The sequence below is a fragment of the Erwinia wuhanensis genome (assembly GCF_030484085.1).
Taxonomy (GTDB): domain Bacteria; phylum Pseudomonadota; class Gammaproteobacteria; order Enterobacterales; family Enterobacteriaceae; genus Erwinia; species Erwinia aeris.
The window spans coordinates 135,420-157,833 of the sequence record NZ_JAUJUH010000003.1 but is presented as its reverse complement, the minus strand read 5'-3'; the positions used below and the strand labels follow the sequence as shown (position 1 = coordinate 157,833).

Sequence of the window (22,414 nt, the reverse complement as noted above, 5' to 3'; positions counted from 1 at the left end):
CTAAAATAAAGGTAAAAATATGAATATGTGGATAACACTGATTACAATGACATTGCTGATGAACATACCAGCAGCGATCCCTGTGTTATTATTGCAAGCAGATAAAAAGATAAAGATAGCGATAGCCGCTCGTCTCTATTTGCTGGGGTTTTTCCTGGTAATGGCACTGACAATACTAACATCCGGTTTTATCAGCAAATACTCACCCTTCCCGGTCTGGCTCTCCATCGCATCCGTTGTCGCTTTTATTATCACTTTGATTAATTGTGCGAGATATATGCACCAGCATATCTCAAAGTGGCAAAGGAGATCCGTTGTTCTGGCTTCTTTTTTGATAATCTATGCCGTCAGGTTTAAAGCTACGTTTATTGATACAGGGGCAGGTTACGAAATAACGTCTTTCGGTATGGTGTGGTCAGCATTATTCTTTTTTGCCTGTTTCCTTGCCTATATAGGAACGTCAAACCCCAGGGATACATCGGCGGCTTATAATCCGTTATCTGACAGCCCATCATCGTCGCGCGTTGATAAAAGTTACGCGCCTCAGTCAGACATAGATTATGATGTTAACATGAAGGGGAAAGATATTTTAAACGATACCAGCCTTAGCGTTATTGAGAAAAAACGCTACAGAGATGCCTTACAGAAAAAAGAAGACGGATCTGACTGGTAGTCATTGGGTAAAACGAGGAAGGGATATTTTATATTTCCCTTCCAGTTATCTCTGCTCAAAGTAAAAATAGACCTTACAAAGCTGACCAGGCTTAATATAATCTGTAACAGAGCTTACGAGAGCACTTCCTATTTCCCATTTCCCATTTACCATTTACCATTTACCATTTACCATTTTTAAAAATGGTAATCAGGTATATTATTGATAATGCAACCAACATTATTATTACTCGAAATTTAAATTAAAGACATAAAAAAAAGAAAAGTCACATCAAAGCATAACAAAGAGAATAACACTGCTATTAATAAAAACATCTCCCAGACCAGCAGGTTACTTATTGGACGCGTCGTTCAAGTGTGGCTGAATGCGATAATAAGGAAACGATTAATTTAGTATGTTAATTAAGAGAATTACAATCCCAACCTGTAAGGCAGGCCTAAAAAAAACAACAATCCATAGCAATAATGCAAACGGTTTACAGATTACATTAATTATCAGAGGCGTGTTCCGCCTTTTAATTTTCACCTCTAATAAATCAGGAAAGTAATCAGCGAAGCGATATAATAACAGGGTTATTTAGCGCAGACTGAATGTGCGGGAACACATTCAGTCTGCTGACCACAACAACTATGGGAGCTAGTTATTATGGCTGGACAGGATTGTAATTTGTAATGCAGTTGTGGCTGCAAAAGAAGTGACGGAGACTACGCTGCGCCACTATACGGTGAGTTATGCGAGCACCTTTCCGGATTACGAACGTATTCCTTTACTCGTCTTTGAAGGCAAATGGTTGGATGCGGCAGGGTTTGCGACAGGCACGCCGGTTGATGTAAGGGTAATGCCGGGCTGCCTGGTAGTGACCGCCCGCGAGCCGGAACCGCATTTACAGCATCGAAGAAGCGAAATGGCGAATAAGCTACTGTAGTAGCGCCCTTGCCGGATAAGAAAAGTCTACCGCACATGTCTGCTGGTAGCGGCAATGACATGACTTCCGTTCTTCTTCACGAAGAAAAAACTGTGTGCAAAAGAACTCGCGAGTATGCAACCGTGTGCAGTATATTTATGACGACGCAGCCGGATACGCCGCTGCTTGTCAGAGTGTGCCTATGCCCTAGATTGCATTCCCCCAAGGCTATGAACTGACCTGACAAAGAGCCTCAACCTAACGGAACCATTCTCATCGGTGAACAGCGCCAGTGAAGCGGTAGCAACCATCAAATCCAGTGGCGTAATATCCAAAACTAATTTCTTCCCCTACCTGACCTTACCGCTCATTTCAATGAACTGGGCTAGAACTTTATGGAATTGGTGTTGACGCATCAGGGAGATAGAGGCAACTGCTAAGGGACAATATGGTGCAGACAAAATTGCTGGATGAGTATGTGGTTTTTACAGGTCATGGATCCCAAGGAAAAGGCAGAGTTCTATGGAATAGACCGCATCTGTAAGAACGTTTTGGTTATAGAGCAAAATTGCTGGTATATCGGAAGATGGTACGCATTTTTTTACGTAAAAAAGACTGTAATTTCTATCCGATGTTACGTAAAATATCACGTAACTAAATTTTTTATGGATTACATCATGGCTAGTGTCGATGCAGATTACTGCTACTCTTTTCCAGCTATACGTGGCATTCAGGCTGGTCGTCCTTTCTACATCGCCACGTGCCCGATGCGCATCATCCCCAAAATATTCAGCTTTGATGAAAATGACGTACCGCCTGAGCTACGCGCGCAGCGCACGTTGAATAAATCACGTATCCCAGAAATGGTGCGATATCTTCTGGAAAATCCGAAAGATTATGTTTTTTCAGCGCTGACGGCCTCCATTGCCGTTGACGTCCAGTTTGATGAATTTGCTGGTTCTAATAACCTAGGGACGTTATGTGTACCAATGGACGCACAAATACTCATCAATGACGGCCAGCATCGTCGTAAAGCAATTGAAGACGCTTTAGACGCACGCCCAGAGCTGGGGCAGGATAACATTCCAGTGCTGTTTTTTGTCGATGAAGGGTTAAAACGTAGTCAGCAGATGTTCGCCGATCTAAATAAATACGCCATTCGTCCCAGCCCGTCGCTGGCATCACTGTACGATCATCGTGATGCCTGTTCAAATCTGGCGCGTTATCTGGCAATGTCTGTAGAGCCGTTCATCGGGATGACGGAGCTGGAAAAATCTGGCATCAGTCAGCGGTCAAATAAATTATTTACGTTAAGCAGCATCAAACAAGCCACCCGTGCATTGTTGGGCAAAGATCCCAAAGAAGGCAATTTTGAAGAATGCACTCAAACAGCTACCCGCTACTGGCAGGCTATTTTTCACGTTATGCCTGACTGGCAGTTAGCGGTAAAAAAAGAGGTTTCACCGGTTCAGCTAAGGCAGGATTATGTTCACGCTCACGGCATTGGTTTGCAGGCACTCGGACAACTAGGATATGCCCTGCTGACAGACTTCCCGGAGCAGTGGCCGGAGAAAATTGCTGCACTCAAAACCTTTAATTGGCGCAGAAACAATCCGGATCTGATCAAACGCGCGATGCAGCACGGCAAGCTGAGCAAAACCAGTACGGCGATCCAGCTTACCTGCAATGCACTAAAAACCGCGCTCTCAATTCCCCTCACTCCTGAAGAACAGGAGCTTGAAGCTCAAATGGTTGTCTCATGAGTAAATTAGTTCAGGCCTACGATTTGGCCGAATACGAAGATTTTATTAATCAGGAGCAGTTCGCTGGACGCCCTCTGGCCGAATATGTTGCTGAGGTTCAAAGAATTTATTGTGCGGATAAGCGTCCGTGGGTAATTGGCTATAGCGGCGGGAAAGATTCTTCCGCCGTGATCACGCTGGTGTATCTGGCCCTGCTCGGCCTGCCCCCGGAAATGCGCAGCAAAGATGTTTTTCTGGTGTCATCAGATACACTGGTGGAAACACCAGTGGTCGTGGATCTGATTAAGAAAACAATGTTGCAGATTGAGGCAGGCGCAAAACGTAATGGCCTACCGATCACTCAACATGCTGTGATGCCTAAAACTAATGAAACCTTCTGGGTCAATTTACTAGGGAAAGGTTATCCGGCCCCAACCCGTAGTTTTCGCTGGTGTACCGAGCGTATGAAAATCAATCCGGTGAGCGACTTTATTAAAGATAAGGTTAGCCAGTTTGATGAAGTGGTTGTTGTCCTCGGCTCACGTAGTAGCGAGAGTGCCTCACGTGCGCAGGTCATTGCAAAGCACAAAATTGATGGCTCCCGCCTGGCCCGGCATACCACGCTGGCAAATGCGTTTATCTATACCCCTATTGATACCTGGGATGTCGAAGACGTCTGGAAACTGCTGCGCGGCGCGTTCCGCTATGCCCCGGACGATATTGATGAGTGGGAAAGCCCGTGGGGTGGAAACAACCGTCCTCTGTGGACGCTATATATGGACTCTTCCGCTCAGGGTGAATGTCCCCTAGTGATCGATGAAAGTACCCCTTCTTGTGGTAACTCCCGCTTTGGCTGCTGGACCTGTACCGTGGTCACCAAAGATAAAGCGATGGAGAGCCTGATCAAGAATGGCGAAGAATGGATGTCTCCGCTGCTGAAATACCGCGATCTGCTGGCATTTACCACCGATCCAGTAAATAAAGACACGTTTCGCAACTATAAACGTCGTACTGGCAAGGTCAGTTATCAGTATGCCAAAGATGGCGAAGAAATTAGTGCCGAGCGTAAACATGTTCCTGGCCCCTACTGGCTTAAGTATCGCCAGCAGTGGCTAAAAGAGCTGCTGGTAATCGAGCGTGATTTAAATGCTCAAGGCCATACGATTACGTTAATTACCCAACCGGAGCTGCATGCTATCCGTCAGGAATGGTTGAAAGATCCTAATGAACCAGACTGGTATGACACGCTACCGGGTATTTACCGAGAAGTGTATCAGCAGGATTTAGACTGGGTAGTGGACGATCAGTCGCGCTTTGACGCCAGCGATGCAGATTTGTTGATACAGATAGCTCAGGGATTTGACGTTGCACCCGAGATGGTCATGAAGCTGATTGAACTGGAAGTGTCAATGGAAGGGCTAAGCCGTCGTCAGGGGATTTTTGACAAACTCGGTACCATTCTAAAACAGGACTGGGGTAGTCTCGAAGAGATCCAGCAGCAACAAGCAGCACTACAAAAACGTAACGACCGGGATATTCACCAGGAAGAAGTCACCAGGCTGGAAGCTGAACTTCAGGTTCTGCAGCGAAGAATTGTCGATGCCAGTGAATCCTCTGTTTTAGTCGAGGAGGAAAACGAACGTGCTCATTAAACAACTAGTGTTACATAATTTTCGGGTATTTAACGGTACTCATACCATTGATCTGGCCCCCAGAAAGCGCCCACACGATTTGAATCCACGACCTATTGTACTGTTTGGTGGTTTAAACGGTGCAGGGAAAACGTCGATCCTATCAGCGATCCGTCTAGCACTATATGGTCGGCTGGCGTTTGGCCTTGCCACTCAACAACAGGAATATGTCGAGCAACTTAGTTCGTTAATTCACAACGGTGCGTACGATATTGAACAACCTGAGGAAGCCGCTGTCGAATTGACCTTTACCTATAATAAGGGCGGCCATGAAGCGGAATTTACCGTTACGCGAACCTGGAAAAAAGGTAAGAAAGATCGCCTATCTCTGCAACAGGATGGACAGCCACTCAGTGAGCTGGATTACGATCAGTGCCAGGGGTTTCTTAATGAATTAATCCCGCATGGCATTGCCGATCTGTTCTTTTTTGATGGCGAGAAAATTGCGGAGCTGGCGGAAGATGAATCCGGCAATATTTTGCGTACCGCAGTGCGCCGTTTATTAGGTCTGGATCTGATATCCAAACTGCGTAATGACTTAATGATTTTTGTTAAGCGCCAGCAATCCAGCCAGTTGGTGGGTTCTCAACAACAGCAGATTGCAGAGCTTGAAAAACAAAGTAAAGAATTGGCCTGCCAGACTGAAGAGATACTGGAAAGAGCCGATTTTGCCAAATCGCGGATTGAGTTTATTTCTAAAGATATTATCCGTTATGAAGGTTTGCTAAATGCTCAGGGGGGGGCTTTTGCCCAGACAAAAGCGCAGGAAAAGCAGAAAGTTGATGCGTTATTGAAAGATAAGGAACGTCTGGAAAAAGCACTGCGTCAGGAATGTGATGGGCCGCTACCTTATGCGCTTGCGCCCACTATTTTGTCTCGTTTACTGCAACAAATTACTGATGAAACGCAGATTAAACAGGCAAAAAGCTTTGAAAAAGAGCTGAGCCAGTTTTTAACGCAACTCAGAAATGATATTGCATTTCGTTCTGAGGGAACTGGCAAAATAGCAGCTGAAGCGATTACCGATAATCTAAAAGAGTATATGGCAACTAAGCCTAAAGGCGATTTGCTGTTTGATATCTCTGAACGTGAAGCCGGTATGCTCCAACAGTCGATTGAACAAGACAGCAAAAAGGCATGGCAACGCTTCGATCTTTACCGTACCCAGTTATCAGAGACTGAACAGCAGTTAGAGCAGGCTGCTGCAAATATTGCCCGCGCCCCGGAAGACGACCAGTTAATGGAGCTCTTTGAGAAGCTACGCGAACTGGATAAGCAACGTGAAAAACAGCGGCAAAAATATCTTTCATTGCTGGAAGATGCTAAACGAATTAAGCAACAGCAACTGGATTGCGTTCGTCAGGTACAAAAAATGCATGATGTTGCCCGAAGTCAGCATGGCTTGAGTTGCGCCTTTAAAAACGCTCAAGAAACGATTAATTTACTCGATCGATACAGTGATGTATTAACGCAGGCAAGAGTGAAAACACTGTCAGCGAATTTCGAAATAGCCTATCGCAAACTGGCCCGTAAAGAAGATTTACAACTTAGTGCGCACATTAACCCAGAGACGTTTGACGTAGAGCTGATTGATGAACAAGGATCCGTCATAAAACGTAAGCTGCTTTCTGCCGGTGAAAAGCAAATTTATGCAATTGCTATTCTTGAGGCTTTAGCAAAAACCTCAGGCCGTGATTTACCGGTGATTATCGATACGCCATTAGGACGTCTGGATTCTCAGCATCGGGATAAACTGATTAACCACTATTTCCCGTTTGCCAGCCATCAGGTAGTGCTGCTATCTACTGATACGGAAGTGGATGAGCGTTATTTTGTTGATCAATTGCGTGATGATATCTCTCATGCTTATGAGATTGTGTTTAATGCACATACCAAATCGTCTGCACTGAAACCTGGCTATTTCTGGGAATTAACTAAGGAGGCGATCTGATGCTCCCGAATCGAATGGTGCTTAGTCGCCAGACTGAAGAGCAGCTTAAAAAATTGAAAGGATATACAGGGATTACGCCCAATGTCGCTGCTCGACTGGCATTTTTCCGTTCGGTAGAGAGCGAGTTCCGTTATTCGCCTGAGCGGGATACCAAGAAGCTGGATGGCTCGCTGGTACTGGATAAAATTACGTGGCTGGGGGAGACATTACAGACTACAGAATTGGTGTTGAAGATGCTTTATCCACAGATGACGCAGAAGGATATGATTAAAGCCTGGGCAGCACATGTTGAGGATGGGATTGCGGGGTTAAGAAACTATCGCTCGGTAAAAGATTTTGTATATGGAGTATACAAATAATGGAAAATAATAAGTCGATATTCACCCCATCTTTGCTAACAAAGCATGAAAATGGCACACTAACAACGGTAATCTGTATTAGTCGCGACTTGATCTGACATATGGTAATCCCCCCGAAAAATCGATGCAGGCATAAGTAGAATTTTCTCCTAACCTGAATGCAGGGGGGATTACCAGTGCATATAACAACATCAAAGGATTATGAGGGGCCCTTTAGTCCCCTCGCCGCCAGCACGAAATTAACTAAATTTTTCAGAAAGCTAAGATCCATAGACCTACCAGGCTCAACCCTTAGAATTGTTCAGGCGGGATAACATGGAGGAAACCTTCACTTTCTTAACACTCATCTTCAACTGACCGTTATCCAAATGGTAGCCAACTGATAAACACTGTCCTTTGGATAGGTCTCCTAGTTGCTTTTCCCACTCAGCCTGCTTTGTACCTGGCATGCTCAGTTCAAGAATTTTCGCGTACGTCTTTGTCTCTGTTTTTGCTGGTGCAAAAATCAGCTTGTGACACGCCTGGAATAAACGATCTTGCTCATCTTTACGCAGCATACTTAGCGTTTGAGTCGCCAGAATTAGGGATACCCCAAACTTGCGTCCTTCCGTTAACATTTTGCCCAATGGGCTCTCCAGGCGATGATCGAGGTTCTGCACTTCATCCAATACAATAGGAATCGGTTTTTCCTTACTACCGTAACTACATGCGTAGGAGTATAGATCCCAAAGTAAAAACTCAGTACAAAGCATTGAAATATCGTGGTTAAGCGACGCAAGTTGCATAATTGTTGAGCGGTGATGTTCACTCTCAAACACATCATTCCAACTTTTATCACTGTCAGATGAAAACAAGTTAGACTTAACAAGAGGAGCCAGCTTGCTTGCAAGTGCTGGTCCTGCAGTTTCTTCCTCGTTTAGGTCATCCAACATATTCTGTAAGCTATAAGCACTACCATATCGTTGGACACCAGATTCAATCACTTCATTGAGCACTGCGATCTGGCGCTCGCCAATTGTCGAATATACCTTGTTAAAAACAGAGGCTACCCTTCCAGCCACCATATGAGGCTTCTCTTCGAGAAAAATCCCGCCAAAATCTTGCTTTTGAGCTCTAAATGGCGACATACCAAATGGCTCATTACAAAGAATATTGGATTTAGGATTTGTTCGTTCAATAAACTCCGGCTCAAGGTGATTCGGCAAGAATCCGTTTGTATAATCAATCACCAGCGACCGAATTTGAGCATCGGCCAAGCTCATCAACAAACCTTGTATACAGTAGGTCTTACCCTGCCCTGAGCTACCAAAAATGATCAGGTGACGGTTTGCTAAATCCTTGTGCCCGTACTCCCAGAAAACTTTTTCGCCGGTAAGCGTATTCTGACCAATTTCAACTCGGCATTCACTCGCATAATCTGGGGTTGGCTCTGCAGCTAACTTTGACGGCACCTCTGTTTGGAGGTTCGGTTTTAAATCCTCTGGCTTATCGACCACAACGTCTAATGGAACGAGCGACTCTCTTTTTTTCAAAGCTGTCTGCCCCACCAACATATACTCCGCCGGCACATGGCAGATCTGTGCGATGTCCTTTTCGTTCATTAATACTTGAAGTGGGTGTTGCACCAGTGAAGGCAGCAAAGACATAGGAAGGTCAACCTTCAACACGCCATCCTGCATGTTATAGCCAGGTTCGAAACAGCTTCCGCTTTCAAGGTGGCTAACCACTAGACCTGCTGGATAGTTCTCAAGCTCCGCAATCGCGTAGTTACCGCGTAGCCACTCTTCTTTCTCTGCCAGCAGGGCTTCGAAATAGTCATTGCTGAATACGTTGTACAGACGGTATTTGTCGATTTGCATCAACACTTGGCGGATAAACAAGCCTCGGTATAGCTTCGACGCCAGTGTCTCGTCGCTCAAAAGCTCTGTTAGATAGCGGCGAAGCTCATTCGCTTGCTGTACTGCTTTTTTGTAGTCTGGCGTGGAGCCTGTTTTCACTTCGACAGGAAGCAAATAAAGGTTACCCTCTTTAAAGCCCACCAGCAGTATATCATCTGAAATCGCGCCTTTTTTATATCTCTGCACATTGCGTGAGAAGTCACTGTCGGTCATTTTCAGGCCGATGTTACCCGACACGCGGATCATTTCACCAACTGAGAGCGGAACCCAGGTGATATCAGATTGGTGCACCAGACACGTCGCAAATTTATAGGCGCCGATAATGCCAGTTCGCTCTTTGCGAATGGTGTCGTTGCAAGTCAACATCTTCAGTAGCCAATCACCATTGAAGGCATTGAACTCGTTAATCTGCTTGCCGCCACTTTGTGCAACCACCCTTTCGAACAAACCACGCTGTGCCGTCACGGTTATCGCATCGTAGCTGGCTGAGCTGGTGTACTGATCAGAATAATGAATAAGCACGATACATTGATTGGCGTGGAAGAAGTCTAGCGTCACTTTCGGGTCGATGATGGTGGTCCAAATCGAGCTGTCATAAGAGCGCGTTAGCAGAGATTTAAAGTCTTCACTGACCGCAAGAGCAGGAGCATTGGCCCCCGTGTATTGTGTGCTGGGCTTAAATGCTGGTTCTATTAACGAGCCAACATACTTCGCTATTTCCAAGTGTGGTTGGTTACTATATTGAACGTTTTGCAAACCAAATGCAGTGAAGTATGAGCCTTCATCACTTTTAGAAGCGTCGCCCGTCAGCAGACCATCACACGCAATACCACTAGGCATGTCGTCAACGCTCAAGGTCGTTAACTTCACGTTGTCGTTGTTTCTGAAAAAAGACAGGTGCGAGTAGGCTTGCCCTTCGCGTTCACTTTGAGCATTGGTAAACTTGCTGTAAGTTAGCCGGGTTCGCAGAATATCGATAATGGTGTCGGCATTTTCTCGCACTTTCTCTCGGTCCAATTCCAACCAAGACTTTAATTCTTCGTAATTGAACGTTTCTGCAAACTGGTCAAATGCATTGAAAACCAGCTCATCATCGTAGAGGTTGACATGAATTGATGCCGCTTTATCGAGGTTATCTTTTACATAGTCAACCAAACCGAGGAATAACTCTTCTGCACGATCTTGATTCACGGCATTCACCAACACACTCTTCTCTGAGCCGGTAAACAAGTGGCGAAACGCTTTTTGGAACTCGTTGATCTTTTCTTTAACCAGCTTGCGAACGAACTTCAGACAACTTTTCTGGTGAGGGACACTTTTAACCCAAAACCCGTTTTCTGTTACTTGCTGGTTGTAGGCAAACCCATGCTTGGGATGATAGACATACGGAAGCAGTCCACTTGGCCCCAAGCGATTGAACGTGACAGTTGGCAAGTCAGCAAAGCTGTCATCTTTTTGCATTTCATTACAAAGATTTAAGTAGTAAGCCAACACCATTGGGTGGAATGGCGAGTAATATTCTTCACCATTCTCGCGAACCAAACCGATTTGCATCACAAGCTTTTGCTCTTTGGTAAGCATGCCACCAGTTGGGATCGCGTTGAAATAATCAAGGAATGCATCCACGGTCGCTTTCACGAGTGCCTTAAATATAGGCCCCCACGAAACCAACGAAATAGTTGTTCGTCGGCTCGCTAGATAGTCAAACAGTGCTTGGTATGCTGAGTGAAGACCGTCATCAATAGACCTTAACTGTTCCAACGCCATGCTGTTGGATTCCGCTAGGTAGACTTGCTTTTGCTGAACGAAACACTCTTCCCAACGAAGTAGGCTAATGCGCGGCTCCATGACGCGAAATTCACTATGATCGATCGCGACAACGTCTTTACTCGGATAAAGCTCGCCAAACACGTGATCGTCAAACAATTTGTGGAAGCGAGATTGGTTAAGCAGCAATGGCAAGGACAGGCTGCTTTCTACCTGTTCACCCTCAATATAAAATGTCAGGGAATTATCACCTGATTTCACCACAAAGCTGATTTCTTCTGACTCGTTGGCCAAAGATTCAAAATCGACAACACCAAATTCTGCGCGGTCAACCACTTCACCGACATCATCTAGGCTTCGGTTTGCAGTTAGCGCCGGGTTAATAACCAAGCTGTTGTCTACCGTTTTCAAGGTAAGGCGTTTTTTTGAAGGCTCAACGGCGAAAATGTTTTTGAATGCCTCGAGGTGAAACTCGCCTTTTCTGACAACCAAGCAACGGAAGTTATGGTGTTCAGAGGTATTGTCACGCTTCAATGCTAGCGTGAAAAACAAAGGCTCATTGGCATAACTAGCTGCTAGAGTAGCGTTTGCCCCTTTACTAGTTAGGCGCGTGCTGATGACTTCTTGTTTGCCAAGTGCATTCGCTGGCGAGACTTTAAACTGCTCTTTTCTTAAATCGCTGATGCCAGAAAAGCTCAGTTTAAGTTCAAACTCACTTTGCCCTTCTTCCAGTGCAATAATCAAGTGACGGTCACGCAATCCTGCTTTAGTTTCTTTTGGGTAGCGACCAATCACTTGCGCATTATTGGTCTCGTCTTCACCTTCATGCTTAAGGTTCTGAATCTTATTCCTTTTGATCTCTTCTCGATAAGTTTCAAACTCCACATCTTTCCAACCATCGTCAGAAAAATGTTCTTTGATAAACCTACTACTAAAGCCTTTCAGCCTTTCTTCGAGTTGCTGACCAAAATGCTCTACTTCAAACGACAACTCTTGGTAAAGCGTACGGTTTTCTTCTAGGCGCTGTTTGATCTGTTTTTTATTGCCCGATAACTCAGCAACAAAAGGATCCTCAAACATGCCTAGCTCGCTGAAACACAGCTCGCCATCCTCAACTGCCTTGTATAAAGACTCGAAACCGAACATGGTCGCACCATCTTCCAAAATCGCGTCAAATTGGTCGTCCAAAAGGCAAAGCGAAACGTCTCGAGATTTGTCAGCTTGCTCAATAAAGCCACTAAGAGCGAATTTGATTTTCCCTGGACTCCACACCTGGCCAGACTGGCCAAGATCTTCCGCCGAGTTGATGAGAGTATCTAGGCGACTATTGTGAATCACCACCAGTGCACAGCCCTTCAACGGACCTTCCTGGCTTGCTATTTCGTCACGCAAATTAGAGATGTAGTTTTCGGTAAAGCCCGTTTCACACGCATCTTCGCTATGAAGCACTGGCACCACTTTGCAGTCTTCTAGGTCTAAATAGCTCAGCGCTACACCATTGCGAGCTTCGCTCTCTCCTCCTTTTCGCGCTAAGAGCGCATCGAAAAGTCGCTGACTATTAGCATGGTCAGGAGAGTTAAACTGGTAGCGATAGCCTGCGCGGATGTTTCCTTTCGCGTGCAGTAAAAACTGCTCAACCAGAAACGATTCAAATTGTTTTGCGCACATACACTGCATCTCCACTATCACTCATGCGTTCAACGTTGCCAATTCGCTCATAGAACTTAATAAGCTCTTGTTCTGTCTGCTTATCAACAAAAATCCCCCTTTGCTGTAAGCCAATTATCAGCTCATGGAAGCGAAGCTTTTCTTCCTTACCCACCACCAGGTTAGTAAGCAAAATAATGTGGTCTTGAGTGAGTACTAACACCCGACCAGAGCGACCACGAGCTTGCACGAAGCCAGTAGCCATGTTTTCTTCAACCGCTTTAATATATTTTTTGATAGTCCCCGGACGGTCGGTTTTAGGGTCTCTGAACTGTTCTTCAGCAAGCTTCAAAGCATATTCCAACCAATCAATTGCGGTTTCTGCTTTTTCAGGTATTGCTGTTTCAAGTTTTCTGTTGTGGCGAAACATTTTTGCGTAATTTTCAATATACCCAGCTAGATCACTCCGCTCTGAACTCTTAATATCCTTTGCCAATTGCCACAAAGGTTTTTTTAATTTTTCTGGGTTTGGTTGAAGATTTTCCAGCATAGAGAGGAAGGGAAACAGCTTGAAAGACGATTCGCTAAAAAGCTTGTAACCGTGCTTTTTGATATGGATACGTTCACTGCTGGCGCGCTCATGATCCATGATGAAATACAGCGGTTTCGCGGTTGGGGCTTCACCTGTTTTCCAATCCGACAACGATAGGCTTAATTGAGCCGTGTAAGCAAAGCCATAGAATGCCAAGAAACGCTCGAACTCATCCAACAGGTATTTCGGATAACCAGTTAAAAACTCGAGGTCACGTTTAAACGCCTCTGCTATATAGGGCAAATATGGTGACTCGGTCACTTGGAAGTCCTTGTCACGATCTGACTTTGTTTTGTCTAAAAGCGTTTTAAGAAACTCCTCTTCGAGGAAGTTCAAGTTAGATTCAAATCGTTCAATTTGCTGTCCTTGAAGTAAGTTAATAAACAAGGATGCCATTCGCATGTCGCGCGTGTACTTGTTATCTTGACTCTTCTGGCTCTTAAACAACAGAAACTCAGGGGTTACCGAGAATATATTTTCATTAGTGAAATACATATCTTCAAGTACACTCCAAAATTCCTCTTCACCCAATTTGTTTTGTAAGTTGTTTTTGCAATCCGCAGTAAAATCTTGGTAATTGTATTTTTCTATTTTTTTACAAAGTAATCCACGCAGGACTAAGCCCACGACTGATGACCAGTCAAAATCATTGCCTTGCGTACGAATGGGAATGTAACTGCTCAACGTATTCTTATTTTGGAACTTATCAGCTACCGTTTGTGGCAAACCGGCCTTTATCGGTAATGTGAAATTATCGGTCGTCATTAGTGCATACCACTCACTTCAAAATAGTCACTTTCTTCTTTCACGATTTTGTAGCGCTTATCACCCTTGAGAATAAAAAAGGTCTCTTTTTGCTTAGCTACTGTCAGCATCTGTTCCAATGCTTCATCAAGTAACAAAACAGCATTTTTGTCGTGCTTGTTAGGGCGATACCCCTGCCCAATCTTGACCAAAAGCTCAAGTAGTTTGACGCTAATTGGCATTGGCTTAAGCGATTGTTCATCGACTTTCAGATACACATTGAAGGTGCCTATTTTTTCGAGTGTACTGTTTTGTATTGCTGAAAAATCGGCCTTAACTTCAAGAGACACCGCCGTTTTGTAGCCATTAAGCTCAGAAACTAAATACTCGTCTTTGTCGAGTGTTGGGGCATGACGATTACAATAGCGGTGAAGCGCTGCGATCAGCGTTTCTTTGTAGAAACTGCCAAGCAGTTTGCGCATCTTTCCTGAACCATCGAAATCACGATGTCGCATCCAGACAGATGCATAGGTTTCTACCAGATTGTTTGTGAACTCGTTTTGGATAGGCGTTACAAACTCATTGCTGAGCTCTTTGTCACCCCGAAGCAAATAGAAAAGGCGAAGAAAAGACGTTGCTTTGGTTACCTCGTAAAAACCAAGCTCGTTAATTTTAGATCTAAACGCATTGAAACGCTCATCTTCAATGCCCAGCTCATGCTGAAGCACAAACTCATCGACAGTGCGCGTGTGCAGATTACTTGGGTCAAAACCCTGTATACGGGATAACAGCTCGTTATCACTGCCTGCAAACAAGTTGTCGAACAAGTAGCCATCCGCCGCGAGCAACTGGAAAATGAAATCCAGTAACGCTCGGGCCGTGAGGAACTGATCTTTGATAAGACGGGCTTTGAGTAATAAGCCGATCAGAGATTCCTGAACTGAAGGGCGACTCAGCAGCGCATAGTTTGCCGTCAGGCGAGTATGACCTAGAGATTTGAGCTCTTTGTCATAAAGCGCATAGAAAGGATTCTCAAGCGTTTGTGCTGTCAATCTTTTTAGAAATTTTTCTGCAAAGTCTGATGCACAGCCCTCAGCATTGAAGGTGAATTTTGGATAGTCTTCAAAATCCAAGAATACGTACTGCTTTGGAATTGCTGATCGCTTACGAGAGAGAAAGTCTCTGAGCACCTTTTTGATGTCGCAATGCTCTTTGGAACCTTCTTCTGCATAATTGCCGAGCATACCAACGTTAATACCCACAACAAGTGGTTTATGACTTTGCTTGAACTGGGTGAATCTTTGATCAAGAGCTTGAATGGCTGTCTGGCTTGGATTGAAGCTGTGAGTCGCATCCAAATGGAAGTCATGAGTCACTTTGTGCTTTTGGCTGTACTGCGTCAAGATCTCAGACTTGCCATCACCACTACTTCCGCATAGGAAGATGACTTGATTGGACTTAGCAGATAGGAGTGCTTTTTTAAAATCCGCTTCTATATCTGTCGTGATGTATATGTATCTCTTGAATCCAACGAGGTGATCTTGATAGTGCTCTCTCTCGGTACTGACCGCATACGGTGAAGACTTTGAGAGAATGCTGAGAGCTTGTGCAAATTTCAACGGTCATTATTCCTTGAAATAATCAATAGGTTAAATATTACTAAAAAATGCACTGTATTACTGTGATTTCAATACGAATATAGAGTGTCATCATAATGGACAAAAATCGATGAAAGAGACTGTAATTTAAATTGTGTATCTGCCTGTTTTTGATATGTTCCTCCAGTGACCTGCTCCCCGGTTGATCTTCGCATAGTCAAACGGCGTAATCCCTTTCTCCCGGTTCGTATCCAGAAAATCAGCCCACCACTGCAACATCAACTTGCGCTCATCCAGATGTTCCGCTTTATGGATATACGCCGCCCGCACCGAATTGCGTTCCATATGGCTCATCTGCCTTTCAACCGCATCCTTCGACCATAGCCCTGACTCAATTAACGAACTACAGGCCATTGTACGAAAGCCGTGACCGCAAACCTCAGCTTTAGTGTCGTAACCCATAACCCGTAGGGCACTGTTAACCGTGTTTTCACTCATGGGTTTACGCGGGTCGTGATCGCCAATGAAAATCAGCTCGTGCTCCCCACAAAACTGTTTTATCTGTTTCAGGATCGCCAATGCCTGCTTAGAAAGCGGAACCAGATGCGGTGTGCGCATTTTTGAACCGCGATGAGAATGTTTCACTCCAGGAATAGGCTCTCGTTCCGGCGGGATTGTCCACATTGACGTTTTAAAATCTATCTCTGACCAGCGAGCAAAACGCAGCTCACTGGAGCGAATAAAGATAAGCAAAGTAAGTTCTGTTGCCCAGCAGGTTAGCGGCCTGCCGGTATAGCCATCTATTTTCTCAAGTAACTCAGGGATGCGCTTTAACTCCAGTGCCGGACGATGTTGCCTGTTTCCAGAAGCAACTGCCCCAGCCATCTCCTGAGCGGGGTTATAATCAATCAATCCACTCTGCACAGAATAACGCATGATTGCTGTGGTTCGCTGTTGAAGACGGGCAGCAACCTCAAGACGTCCAGACATCTCCACGGCTTTAATAGGTGCTAATAAATCGCGAGTCTTTAATTCCGTGATATTACGCTCCCCGAGCTCTGCGAAGAGATTATCTTCCAGGCTTTTTAGCACACGATGGGCATGATCTTCAGACCACTTTTTATTGGTGCTATGCCACTCAATCGCCACCTCTTTAAAAGTATGGGCTTTTCTCTGCTCAACCTTATCACTTTTCTTTTTGTCTCCTGGATCGACGCCATTCGCCAACAGCTTACGCGCTTCGTCGCGGCGTGATCTAGCATCCGCCAATGTGATTTCAGGATATACCCCAAGTGCCAGCATCTTTTGCTTGCCGTCAAAACGGTACTGCAAACGCCAGTACTTAGAACCATTAGGATGGACGAGAAGATGCATACCGTTGCCATCGGTCAGCTTATATTGCTTATCCATTGGCTTGGCTGTTCTGACTTTGATATCTGTTAGAGCCATGCTTATCCCCTCCCTGTTGGTACAAGCATTATCGAACCGAAAATACCATCATCTGTACCAACATCTGTTGGTAGATGTACTTTGAAGTCGGTTGACCTTGAGAGAGTTAATATAGCGGGAATGATGGGTAAATACTGGATTTCAGGCACAAAAAAAGACGTCCGTTGACGTCTATTGATGTTCCGATGGTGCCGAAGGCCGGAATCGAACCGGCACGCCTTGCGGCGGTTGATTTTGAATCAACTGCGTCTACCGATTTCGCCACTTCGGCACTGAAGGGTATGCGGAAAACGTTGTGGATTATACCTTTACCCCCTGTTTCCGCAACCCCTATCAGCAGGCAAATGCGCAACTGCTTAAAAAAACGTCGCGCTACCCTTTCCTTGCCGTTCAAGCAACGTTCAGGCTATATCACGTATTTTGCCACAACTGCTCATTTACTCACCACGGCACAATAAATACACTCTCCTTATGATTTTAACCGCACGTTCATACAAGGAAACGGGACTACCCGCCCCGCCCCGCCCTATACGGCGAAGCCCCAGGATCAAACATGGATAAGAGCAGGGATAGACTATGCGAAGCGCACGGGATTTTAAGAAGCGGTATGTTATAGCGGTATTACTACTGGCGATCGTCGCATACGGCATTCTGAAGGTAGCGAATTTTTCGCCTTTCGAAGAGTCAGTTATACAGCGGCAACAGATCAACTCTACTACTACGCTGTACGTAACGGAAGGCAGCGCTGGCGCTACTACAAAAAACGTTTATCAATATTATCTCGTTCCTTCTGAGGTAGCGGAAAGCGATTTCTTAAAACAGGCGGGCGATAAATATAAGTCATTTTTGTCTACCTCTGACGAAAGCGTCAAAATGCAGATAAACAGCAGCGCCATCCATCTCTCTGTTAAGGGAGACGTCTATCGTTTCACTAACGTGGCCAGCTACTCGACCACTATTTATCTGACATCCTCACCTTTCTGAAAGCGGCTTATCGGTATTGACGTCTATCCTGGCTTTTATCATCGTCACAAGGAAACTTTATGACCGCCGCTTCCAAATCTTCCGACCTCACGACTCCTCCTTTCTTAGCCTACCCACAGCTGTCACCGCAGCAGAAGCTACTCCCGTAACCAGCCCTTCCCTTTATCCGCAGCCTTTTGCGGCACTTGCCGACCAACACATCAAGCATCGCCCTGGCGATTGGCCTTAGCAACTTTGGCGTTAACCTTACGCGCATTTTGCCTGGCGGCTGTCGGCGCTGCGGCATTCGCATACAAAGCAGGATGAGTTTATCTATATCCTTTCCGGGCACCCGGTGCCGATCGCTGGCGAAACGAAACTGGCACCCGGTATGTGTACTGTTTTAAAGCGGGAACGGGCAATGCGCATCAGATGATGAATCCAGGCAGCGAGGAAGTACATTATCTGGAGGTTCCGCTGGCGACAGCGTCAGCTATCCTGATGACGACCTACAGTTAGTCATGACAGAAGATGGCAAACCGCAGTTTCAACATAAAGACGGAGCGCCTTACTGAATAAGCAGCTCCAGGACTACTCTTAAAGCCGGGTTTGCCGAGCCGGGCTGTCGCCCGATACGGAACTCCAGGCTAATCCCACAGTCCCACTGTGGAGATCGGCGCGCGCCGGGAACAGGTCGTGCCGGACAATTTAAAGAAGGTATAAAAATGAAAGCAACAACCAAGATAGCGTTGGCATTAACGGTTTCATCTTCCCTGTTCGCTGGCGTGGCTTCGGCCGCAAGCTGGCAGGATCAGCTCAGCAATGCTGCCAACACGCTGAGCCAGAACAATGCTAACTCTGCATCAACTACCACGCAGAATAACGGTATGTCGCTGGGTGCACTGGCCGGCCTGCTGAACGGCGGCAATCAGCAGCTCAGCGCTAACAGCATGACCAATGCCGCAGGCGTGTTGCAGTACTGCGTGCAGAACAACGTGGTAAATAACAATGTGAGTTCCGTAAAGGATCAGCTGCTGAGCAAGCTGGGCCTGACCGACACGGCGAAAGCACAGGAAACCACCGACTATAAACAAGGTCTGATGGGCTTGCTGAATACCGGCAGCGATCAGCAGGTAAACCTGAAAAGCCTGGGTAACACCGAATTAGGCAAGAAGGTGAAAACCAAAGCCTGCGATCTGGTGTTGAAACAAAGCAAGCAGTTTATCTCCTAGGCCATTATCACCAAGCCTCTGCGCCAAGGACGGTGCAGATGCCTCCACTCTCTGCACAGACAGATCAACCGATTAGCGAAAGCGTCCTGTCGTGCTCAAAGCAGAAGCTGCTCCTTACTTCAGCCCAAAAGCTACAGCGACTCATTCACCACGCCAAAATCACAGCCGTCCCCTGGTTACGCTCGTAAACCAGACCGAAGCTACAGCAGAACACTAGCTACCCTTGCAGACAATGCCGAACGTTCCCGCTTGCAGACAATGCCAAAAGCCAAAGCGGCCTCACTTATAAACCACATCAAACCCACAACCGTTCACCAGCCAGACTTTCAGGCCGCGTCAAAGTCACAATAGCCCAAAGACCAGGCTTATAAACCACGTCAAAGCCACAACAGCCCACTGACCAAACTTATAAACCACACCAAAGCCACAGCCGTCCCCCGATCAATCCTACAGGCCACGCTAAAACCTGAAGTGGCGGGAACACGAGCGGGTTAGTAAAGCGTCCTGCGCCATGGACGGCGCAGGCCGAGCTGTCAGGGACGACGCTTTTTGCGTCTTTACGATCCGATCGGGTTCCCGGCACATTCCCCGATTTCACAGAAAACAGGCTCTTTTCTTACAGAGCGCTCCATACACCGCAGAAAGCAGGCCCTTTTCTTACAGAGCGCTCCAGGCACTACAGAAAGCAGGCCCTTTTCTTACAGAGCGCTCTGTGCACTACAGAAATCCGCCCCTTTTCCTGACGCACTCTCCGCGCCACAAAAATTCGCCCCGTCTCCGTTTCTAAACACGCTCCCCACACAAACTCCTCACACAAAAACGCGGCCCACAGCAAACCGCTTCTTCCATACACGCCTCCGGCCTTCGAAGTCCCCGCCTTGCCTATTTCACTATCAGCTTAATGCCCAGCGCGGCCATCACGCTGCCGCCGATACGGTCGAACGTCGCCTTATAGCGCAAATAGGTATTACGCGGCCCGCTGGAGGACAGCGCCCAGGCCACAAAGGCATACCACAGGCCATCCACCAGCATCGACACCACCGGCAGCGCCACGTACATCGCTGGCGTAATGTGGCTCGGCAGCAGCGCGGCAAAAATCCCGGCAAACACCACCGCCGTTTTAGGGTTACTGATTTGCGTAATAAAAGCAGTTAAAAAGGCACGGCGGAAGCTTTTCCCATGCTGCCGCTGTTCTCCATATGCAGCGGCTCACGCGCGTGGCGGAACATCTTAAACGCCATCCACAGTAGATAAAGCCCTCCGCCGGTCTTCAGCACCAGCCACAGCCACGGCACCGCCGCCAGCAGCGTATGCAGGCCCATTAGCGCAATTAATGAAATCACTATCGAGCCGGTGCCCATTCCCAGCGCCGCGCCCATGCCTGCACGTCGCGAAGACGCCACCGCCGTACGTGCCACCATAATAAAACTCGGGCCAGGGCTCATGGCACCCAGCGCCAGCGCGCCGCCAATCGTGGCTACTGCAATAATGTTCGCATCCATCTTTTTTCCTCGCCGCAAAATTAATAAATTACAGAAGTTTGCTGCGGCTGCCACCTTCGCTATGTACTTTTCTCCACAGCGCGACGGTTTGCATCTCCGGGCACCAGCCTGCATTATCGTTAACCGCCAACAGTTAACTTTTTCTGTAGTGAGAAAACGATGCATGATCTAACGAAGCTGCTGATAGAGCGGGATACGCAGCAGCACAAGGCCGAGCTGGAAAAGCTGCGCGAAGAAAACCTTCGCCTGCTGCAACAGGTCAGCGACAAAATTGATAACGCTGAAGCAAAAATCACCGAAAGCGCCATCAACAAAACCCTGTCGGTGCTGGATAACACCCGCAAATGGATTTTGGGCATGTTCGCCGTTTTCGCTACCGTGCTGACGCTGGCGGGCTTTGTCGGTATCTCCGGCGTAAGCAGCAAAATGACGGCTATCGTTACCGATAAAGTGAACGGCTGGCTGCGCTTTGACGATGAAAACAGCGGCGGTTATCGGGTTATGGATGAGCTGCGCACCAGCGCCCTGCTCGACTCGCTGACGCTGCGCTTTGCCAGAGACAATGCCCGTGGCGGCGGCAGCCAGCCCCATCTTAACGCGGCTGAAACACAGCGCCTGATGGCCATCATCCTCAATCCCGCCTCCGACGACTATCAGTTCAGAGACGCGTTGCATCTGATTATCGCCAGCCGGGGCATATTTGGTCGGGTAATGGCGGATGACACGGGCAAAAAGATTGCCGATATCCTCGGTAACAATGCATTCAACAATGATAAAAAAGTGGCTGTGCTGGAGGCGATGAAAGCGGAACGCTCGCTTTATCCGTTGACGCTGCAAATGCTGGACGATCGCAGTGGCCGCTATGACGAAAGTATTCTGACCGATGCTTTCACCAACGTGCGGCAGTTTGACGAGCAACGCGCGCGCCAGTTTGCCGAAGCGAACCTGAACACCTTTAAGTCACCCCGTAACCGTGTTGAGCTGGCCAGCTACCTGATCGATATCGGCGCCGACGGCCCTGAGATCGATAAGCTGATCGCCGAGCTGCGTCGGCAGCAGCAGGCACAGCAGCAGCAGGAAAGCTATGTTTGGTCTGGTTATTATCCTTCGCTGATTTTCGCCCGCATCGAACACGGGCTGAAAGCTGCCGCGCCGGATGTTCCCGCGCTGGCGCGATTTATCTCCACGCAAATGGATAAGGGTTTGCAGCTGGCCCTTTCCGATTTTAGCAACGGCAAACCCTATCTCCACTTCTCTCTGGATAAAACCAGCAGCGCCGTTAAGCAGCCGGAAAGTCTGTTCGGCAACGCTGCGCTGGTGGACGCCATCGTCAAAGCGCAGCCGCTGACCGCGGGCCGCCTGCAAAAAGTCAGTGATTTTTTCCAGACAACCGATCGCGGCCTGTGGGTAACCACGCTGATGATGACGCCAGCGGCCACCACCCAACTGATCCTCGCCGACGGCCGCAAAGCGCAGGGTGATGAGATTCTGGATCGCGTCTGGCTGCGCGTGGAGGAAAAAGCGGGCCAGCCGGCGCTGATTGCCAGCTGGCGGGAGAAAACCGGTAGCGTACACGAAGGCATCGTCACCGATATCGTCAACGGCGAACAGGCGCATTTCCTCGTCGATTTTAACAGCTGGCAGTTAAGCAACTACACCTGGAAAACCGATCCCATTGAAGAGCTATACTGAGGCCCGACCA

General features: G+C 47.1%; 15 protein-coding genes and 1 tRNA gene. 9 read left to right on the top strand and 7 right to left on the bottom strand.

What is annotated here, in order from left to right; genetic code table 11:
* Positions 1–19: 19 nt before the first annotated feature.
* From QZH36_RS08475 to dndE, 6 genes are all read left to right on the top strand, one after another.
* Positions 20–673, top strand: a complete 654-nt coding sequence (locus tag QZH36_RS08475; RefSeq protein ID WP_301729973.1) for a hypothetical protein — start codon at positions 20–22, stop codon at positions 671–673.
* Between the two features lie 694 nt (positions 674–1,367).
* Positions 1,368–1,598, top strand: a complete 231-nt coding sequence (locus tag QZH36_RS08470) for a SymE family type I addiction module toxin (protein WP_445235120.1) — start codon at positions 1,368–1,370, stop codon at positions 1,596–1,598.
* 656 nt (positions 1,599–2,254) lie between these two features.
* The gene (dndB, locus tag QZH36_RS08465) at positions 2,255–3,340 is read left to right on the top strand and encodes a DNA sulfur modification protein DndB (RefSeq protein WP_301729972.1); all 1,086 of its coding nucleotides are present in this window, start codon (positions 2,255–2,257) and stop codon (positions 3,338–3,340) included.
* The gene (dndC, locus tag QZH36_RS08460; protein ID WP_301729971.1) at positions 3,337–4,971 is read left to right on the top strand and encodes a DNA phosphorothioation system sulfurtransferase DndC; all 1,635 of its coding nucleotides are present in this window, start codon (positions 3,337–3,339) and stop codon (positions 4,969–4,971) included. Before dndB ends, dndC begins: the two co-directional genes overlap by 4 nt.
* Complete coding sequence (gene dndD, locus QZH36_RS08455) at positions 4,961–6,961, top strand: DNA sulfur modification protein DndD (RefSeq protein ID WP_001577626.1); 2,001 nt, start codon at positions 4,961–4,963, stop codon at positions 6,959–6,961. The genes dndC and dndD overlap by 11 nt, the downstream gene beginning before the upstream one ends.
* Positions 6,961–7,320, top strand: coding sequence for a DNA sulfur modification protein DndE (gene dndE, locus QZH36_RS08450; RefSeq protein ID WP_058675766.1), 360 nt, complete (start codon positions 6,961–6,963; stop codon positions 7,318–7,320). Before dndD ends, dndE begins: the two co-directional genes overlap by 1 nt.
* 284 nt (positions 7,321–7,604) lie before the next feature.
* Here the strand turns inward: dndE and dptH are convergent, their stop codons facing one another.
* The 5 genes from dptH to QZH36_RS08425 all read right to left on the bottom strand — a co-directional run bounded on the left by dptH (position 7,605) and on the right by QZH36_RS08425 (position 17,286).
* A complete protein-coding gene (gene dptH / locus QZH36_RS08445; RefSeq protein WP_301729970.1) occupies positions 7,605–12,653 on the bottom strand; it encodes a DNA phosphorothioation-dependent restriction protein DptH in 5,049 nt (1,682 codons plus the stop codon).
* Positions 12,634–13,989, bottom strand: a complete 1,356-nt coding sequence (gene dptG, locus QZH36_RS08440; protein WP_160832649.1) for a DNA phosphorothioation-dependent restriction protein DptG — start codon at positions 13,987–13,989, stop codon at positions 12,634–12,636. Before dptG ends, dptH begins: the two co-directional genes overlap by 20 nt.
* Positions 13,989–15,587, bottom strand: a complete 1,599-nt coding sequence (gene dptF / locus QZH36_RS08435) for a DNA phosphorothioation-dependent restriction protein DptF (protein ID WP_301729968.1) — start codon at positions 15,585–15,587, stop codon at positions 13,989–13,991. The genes dptG and dptF overlap by 1 nt, the downstream gene beginning before the upstream one ends.
* A gap of 126 nt (positions 15,588–15,713) precedes the next feature.
* Positions 15,714–17,015: a tyrosine-type recombinase/integrase gene (locus tag QZH36_RS08430; protein WP_301729967.1), complete on the bottom strand. Its 1,302-nt coding sequence runs from the start codon at positions 17,013–17,015 to the stop codon at positions 15,714–15,716.
* 186 nt (positions 17,016–17,201) lie between these two features.
* Positions 17,202–17,286, bottom strand: a tRNA-Leu gene (locus QZH36_RS08425).
* A 305-nt stretch (positions 17,287–17,591) separates the two neighbouring features.
* Here QZH36_RS08425 and QZH36_RS08420 point away from each other — a divergent pair.
* Positions 17,592–17,999: a hypothetical protein gene (locus QZH36_RS08420; RefSeq protein ID WP_253458047.1), complete on the top strand. Its 408-nt coding sequence runs from the start codon at positions 17,592–17,594 to the stop codon at positions 17,997–17,999.
* A 704-nt stretch (positions 18,000–18,703) separates the two neighbouring features.
* On the top strand, positions 18,704–19,210 hold the full coding sequence (locus QZH36_RS08415; RefSeq protein WP_253458044.1) for a YjjA family protein: 507 nt from the start codon (positions 18,704–18,706) through the stop codon (positions 19,208–19,210).
* A gap of 882 nt (positions 19,211–20,092) precedes the next feature.
* Here the strand turns inward: QZH36_RS08415 and QZH36_RS21385 are convergent.
* Together QZH36_RS21385 and QZH36_RS21380 are read right to left on the bottom strand one after the other, a co-directional pair.
* The gene (locus tag QZH36_RS21385) at positions 20,093–20,344 is read right to left on the bottom strand and encodes a LysE family transporter (protein ID WP_367652769.1); all 252 of its coding nucleotides are present in this window, start codon (positions 20,342–20,344) and stop codon (positions 20,093–20,095) included.
* Positions 20,345–20,361: 17 nt separating this feature from the next.
* Entirely contained in the window at positions 20,362–20,712 is a 351-nt protein-coding gene (locus QZH36_RS21380; RefSeq protein ID WP_367652767.1) for a LysE family transporter, read from the bottom strand.
* Between the two features lie 159 nt (positions 20,713–20,871).
* On the opposite strand from QZH36_RS21380, the gene QZH36_RS08405 reads away from it, so the two are divergent.
* Complete coding sequence (locus tag QZH36_RS08405) at positions 20,872–22,404, top strand: hypothetical protein (RefSeq protein WP_253458038.1); 1,533 nt, start codon at positions 20,872–20,874, stop codon at positions 22,402–22,404.
* Positions 22,405–22,414 lie beyond the last annotated feature (10 nt).

Excerpts from the sequence above, each read along its gene's own strand:
- QZH36_RS08475 (WP_301729973.1), top strand. The coding sequence starts at position 20 with ATGAATATGTGGATAACACTGATTACAATGACATTGCTGATGAACATA.
- dndB (WP_301729972.1), top strand. The coding sequence starts at position 2,255 with ATGGCTAGTGTCGATGCAGATTACTGCTACTCTTTTCCAGCTATACGT.
- dndC (WP_301729971.1), top strand. The coding sequence starts at position 3,337 with ATGAGTAAATTAGTTCAGGCCTACGATTTGGCCGAATACGAAGATTTT.
- dndE (WP_058675766.1), top strand. The coding sequence starts at position 6,961 with ATGCTCCCGAATCGAATGGTGCTTAGTCGCCAGACTGAAGAGCAGCTT.
- dptH (WP_301729970.1), bottom strand. The coding sequence starts at position 12,653 with ATGTGCGCAAAACAATTTGAATCGTTTCTGGTTGAGCAGTTTTTACTG.
- dptG (WP_160832649.1), bottom strand. The coding sequence starts at position 13,989 with ATGACGACCGATAATTTCACATTACCGATAAAGGCCGGTTTGCCACAA.
- QZH36_RS08430 (WP_301729967.1), bottom strand. The coding sequence starts at position 17,015 with ATGGCTCTAACAGATATCAAAGTCAGAACAGCCAAGCCAATGGATAAG.
- QZH36_RS08420 (WP_253458047.1), top strand. The coding sequence starts at position 17,592 with ATGCGAAGCGCACGGGATTTTAAGAAGCGGTATGTTATAGCGGTATTA.
- QZH36_RS08415 (WP_253458044.1), top strand. The coding sequence starts at position 18,704 with ATGAAAGCAACAACCAAGATAGCGTTGGCATTAACGGTTTCATCTTCC.
- QZH36_RS21380 (WP_367652767.1), bottom strand. The coding sequence starts at position 20,712 with ATGGATGCGAACATTATTGCAGTAGCCACGATTGGCGGCGCGCTGGCG.
- QZH36_RS08405 (WP_253458038.1), top strand. The coding sequence starts at position 20,872 with ATGCATGATCTAACGAAGCTGCTGATAGAGCGGGATACGCAGCAGCAC.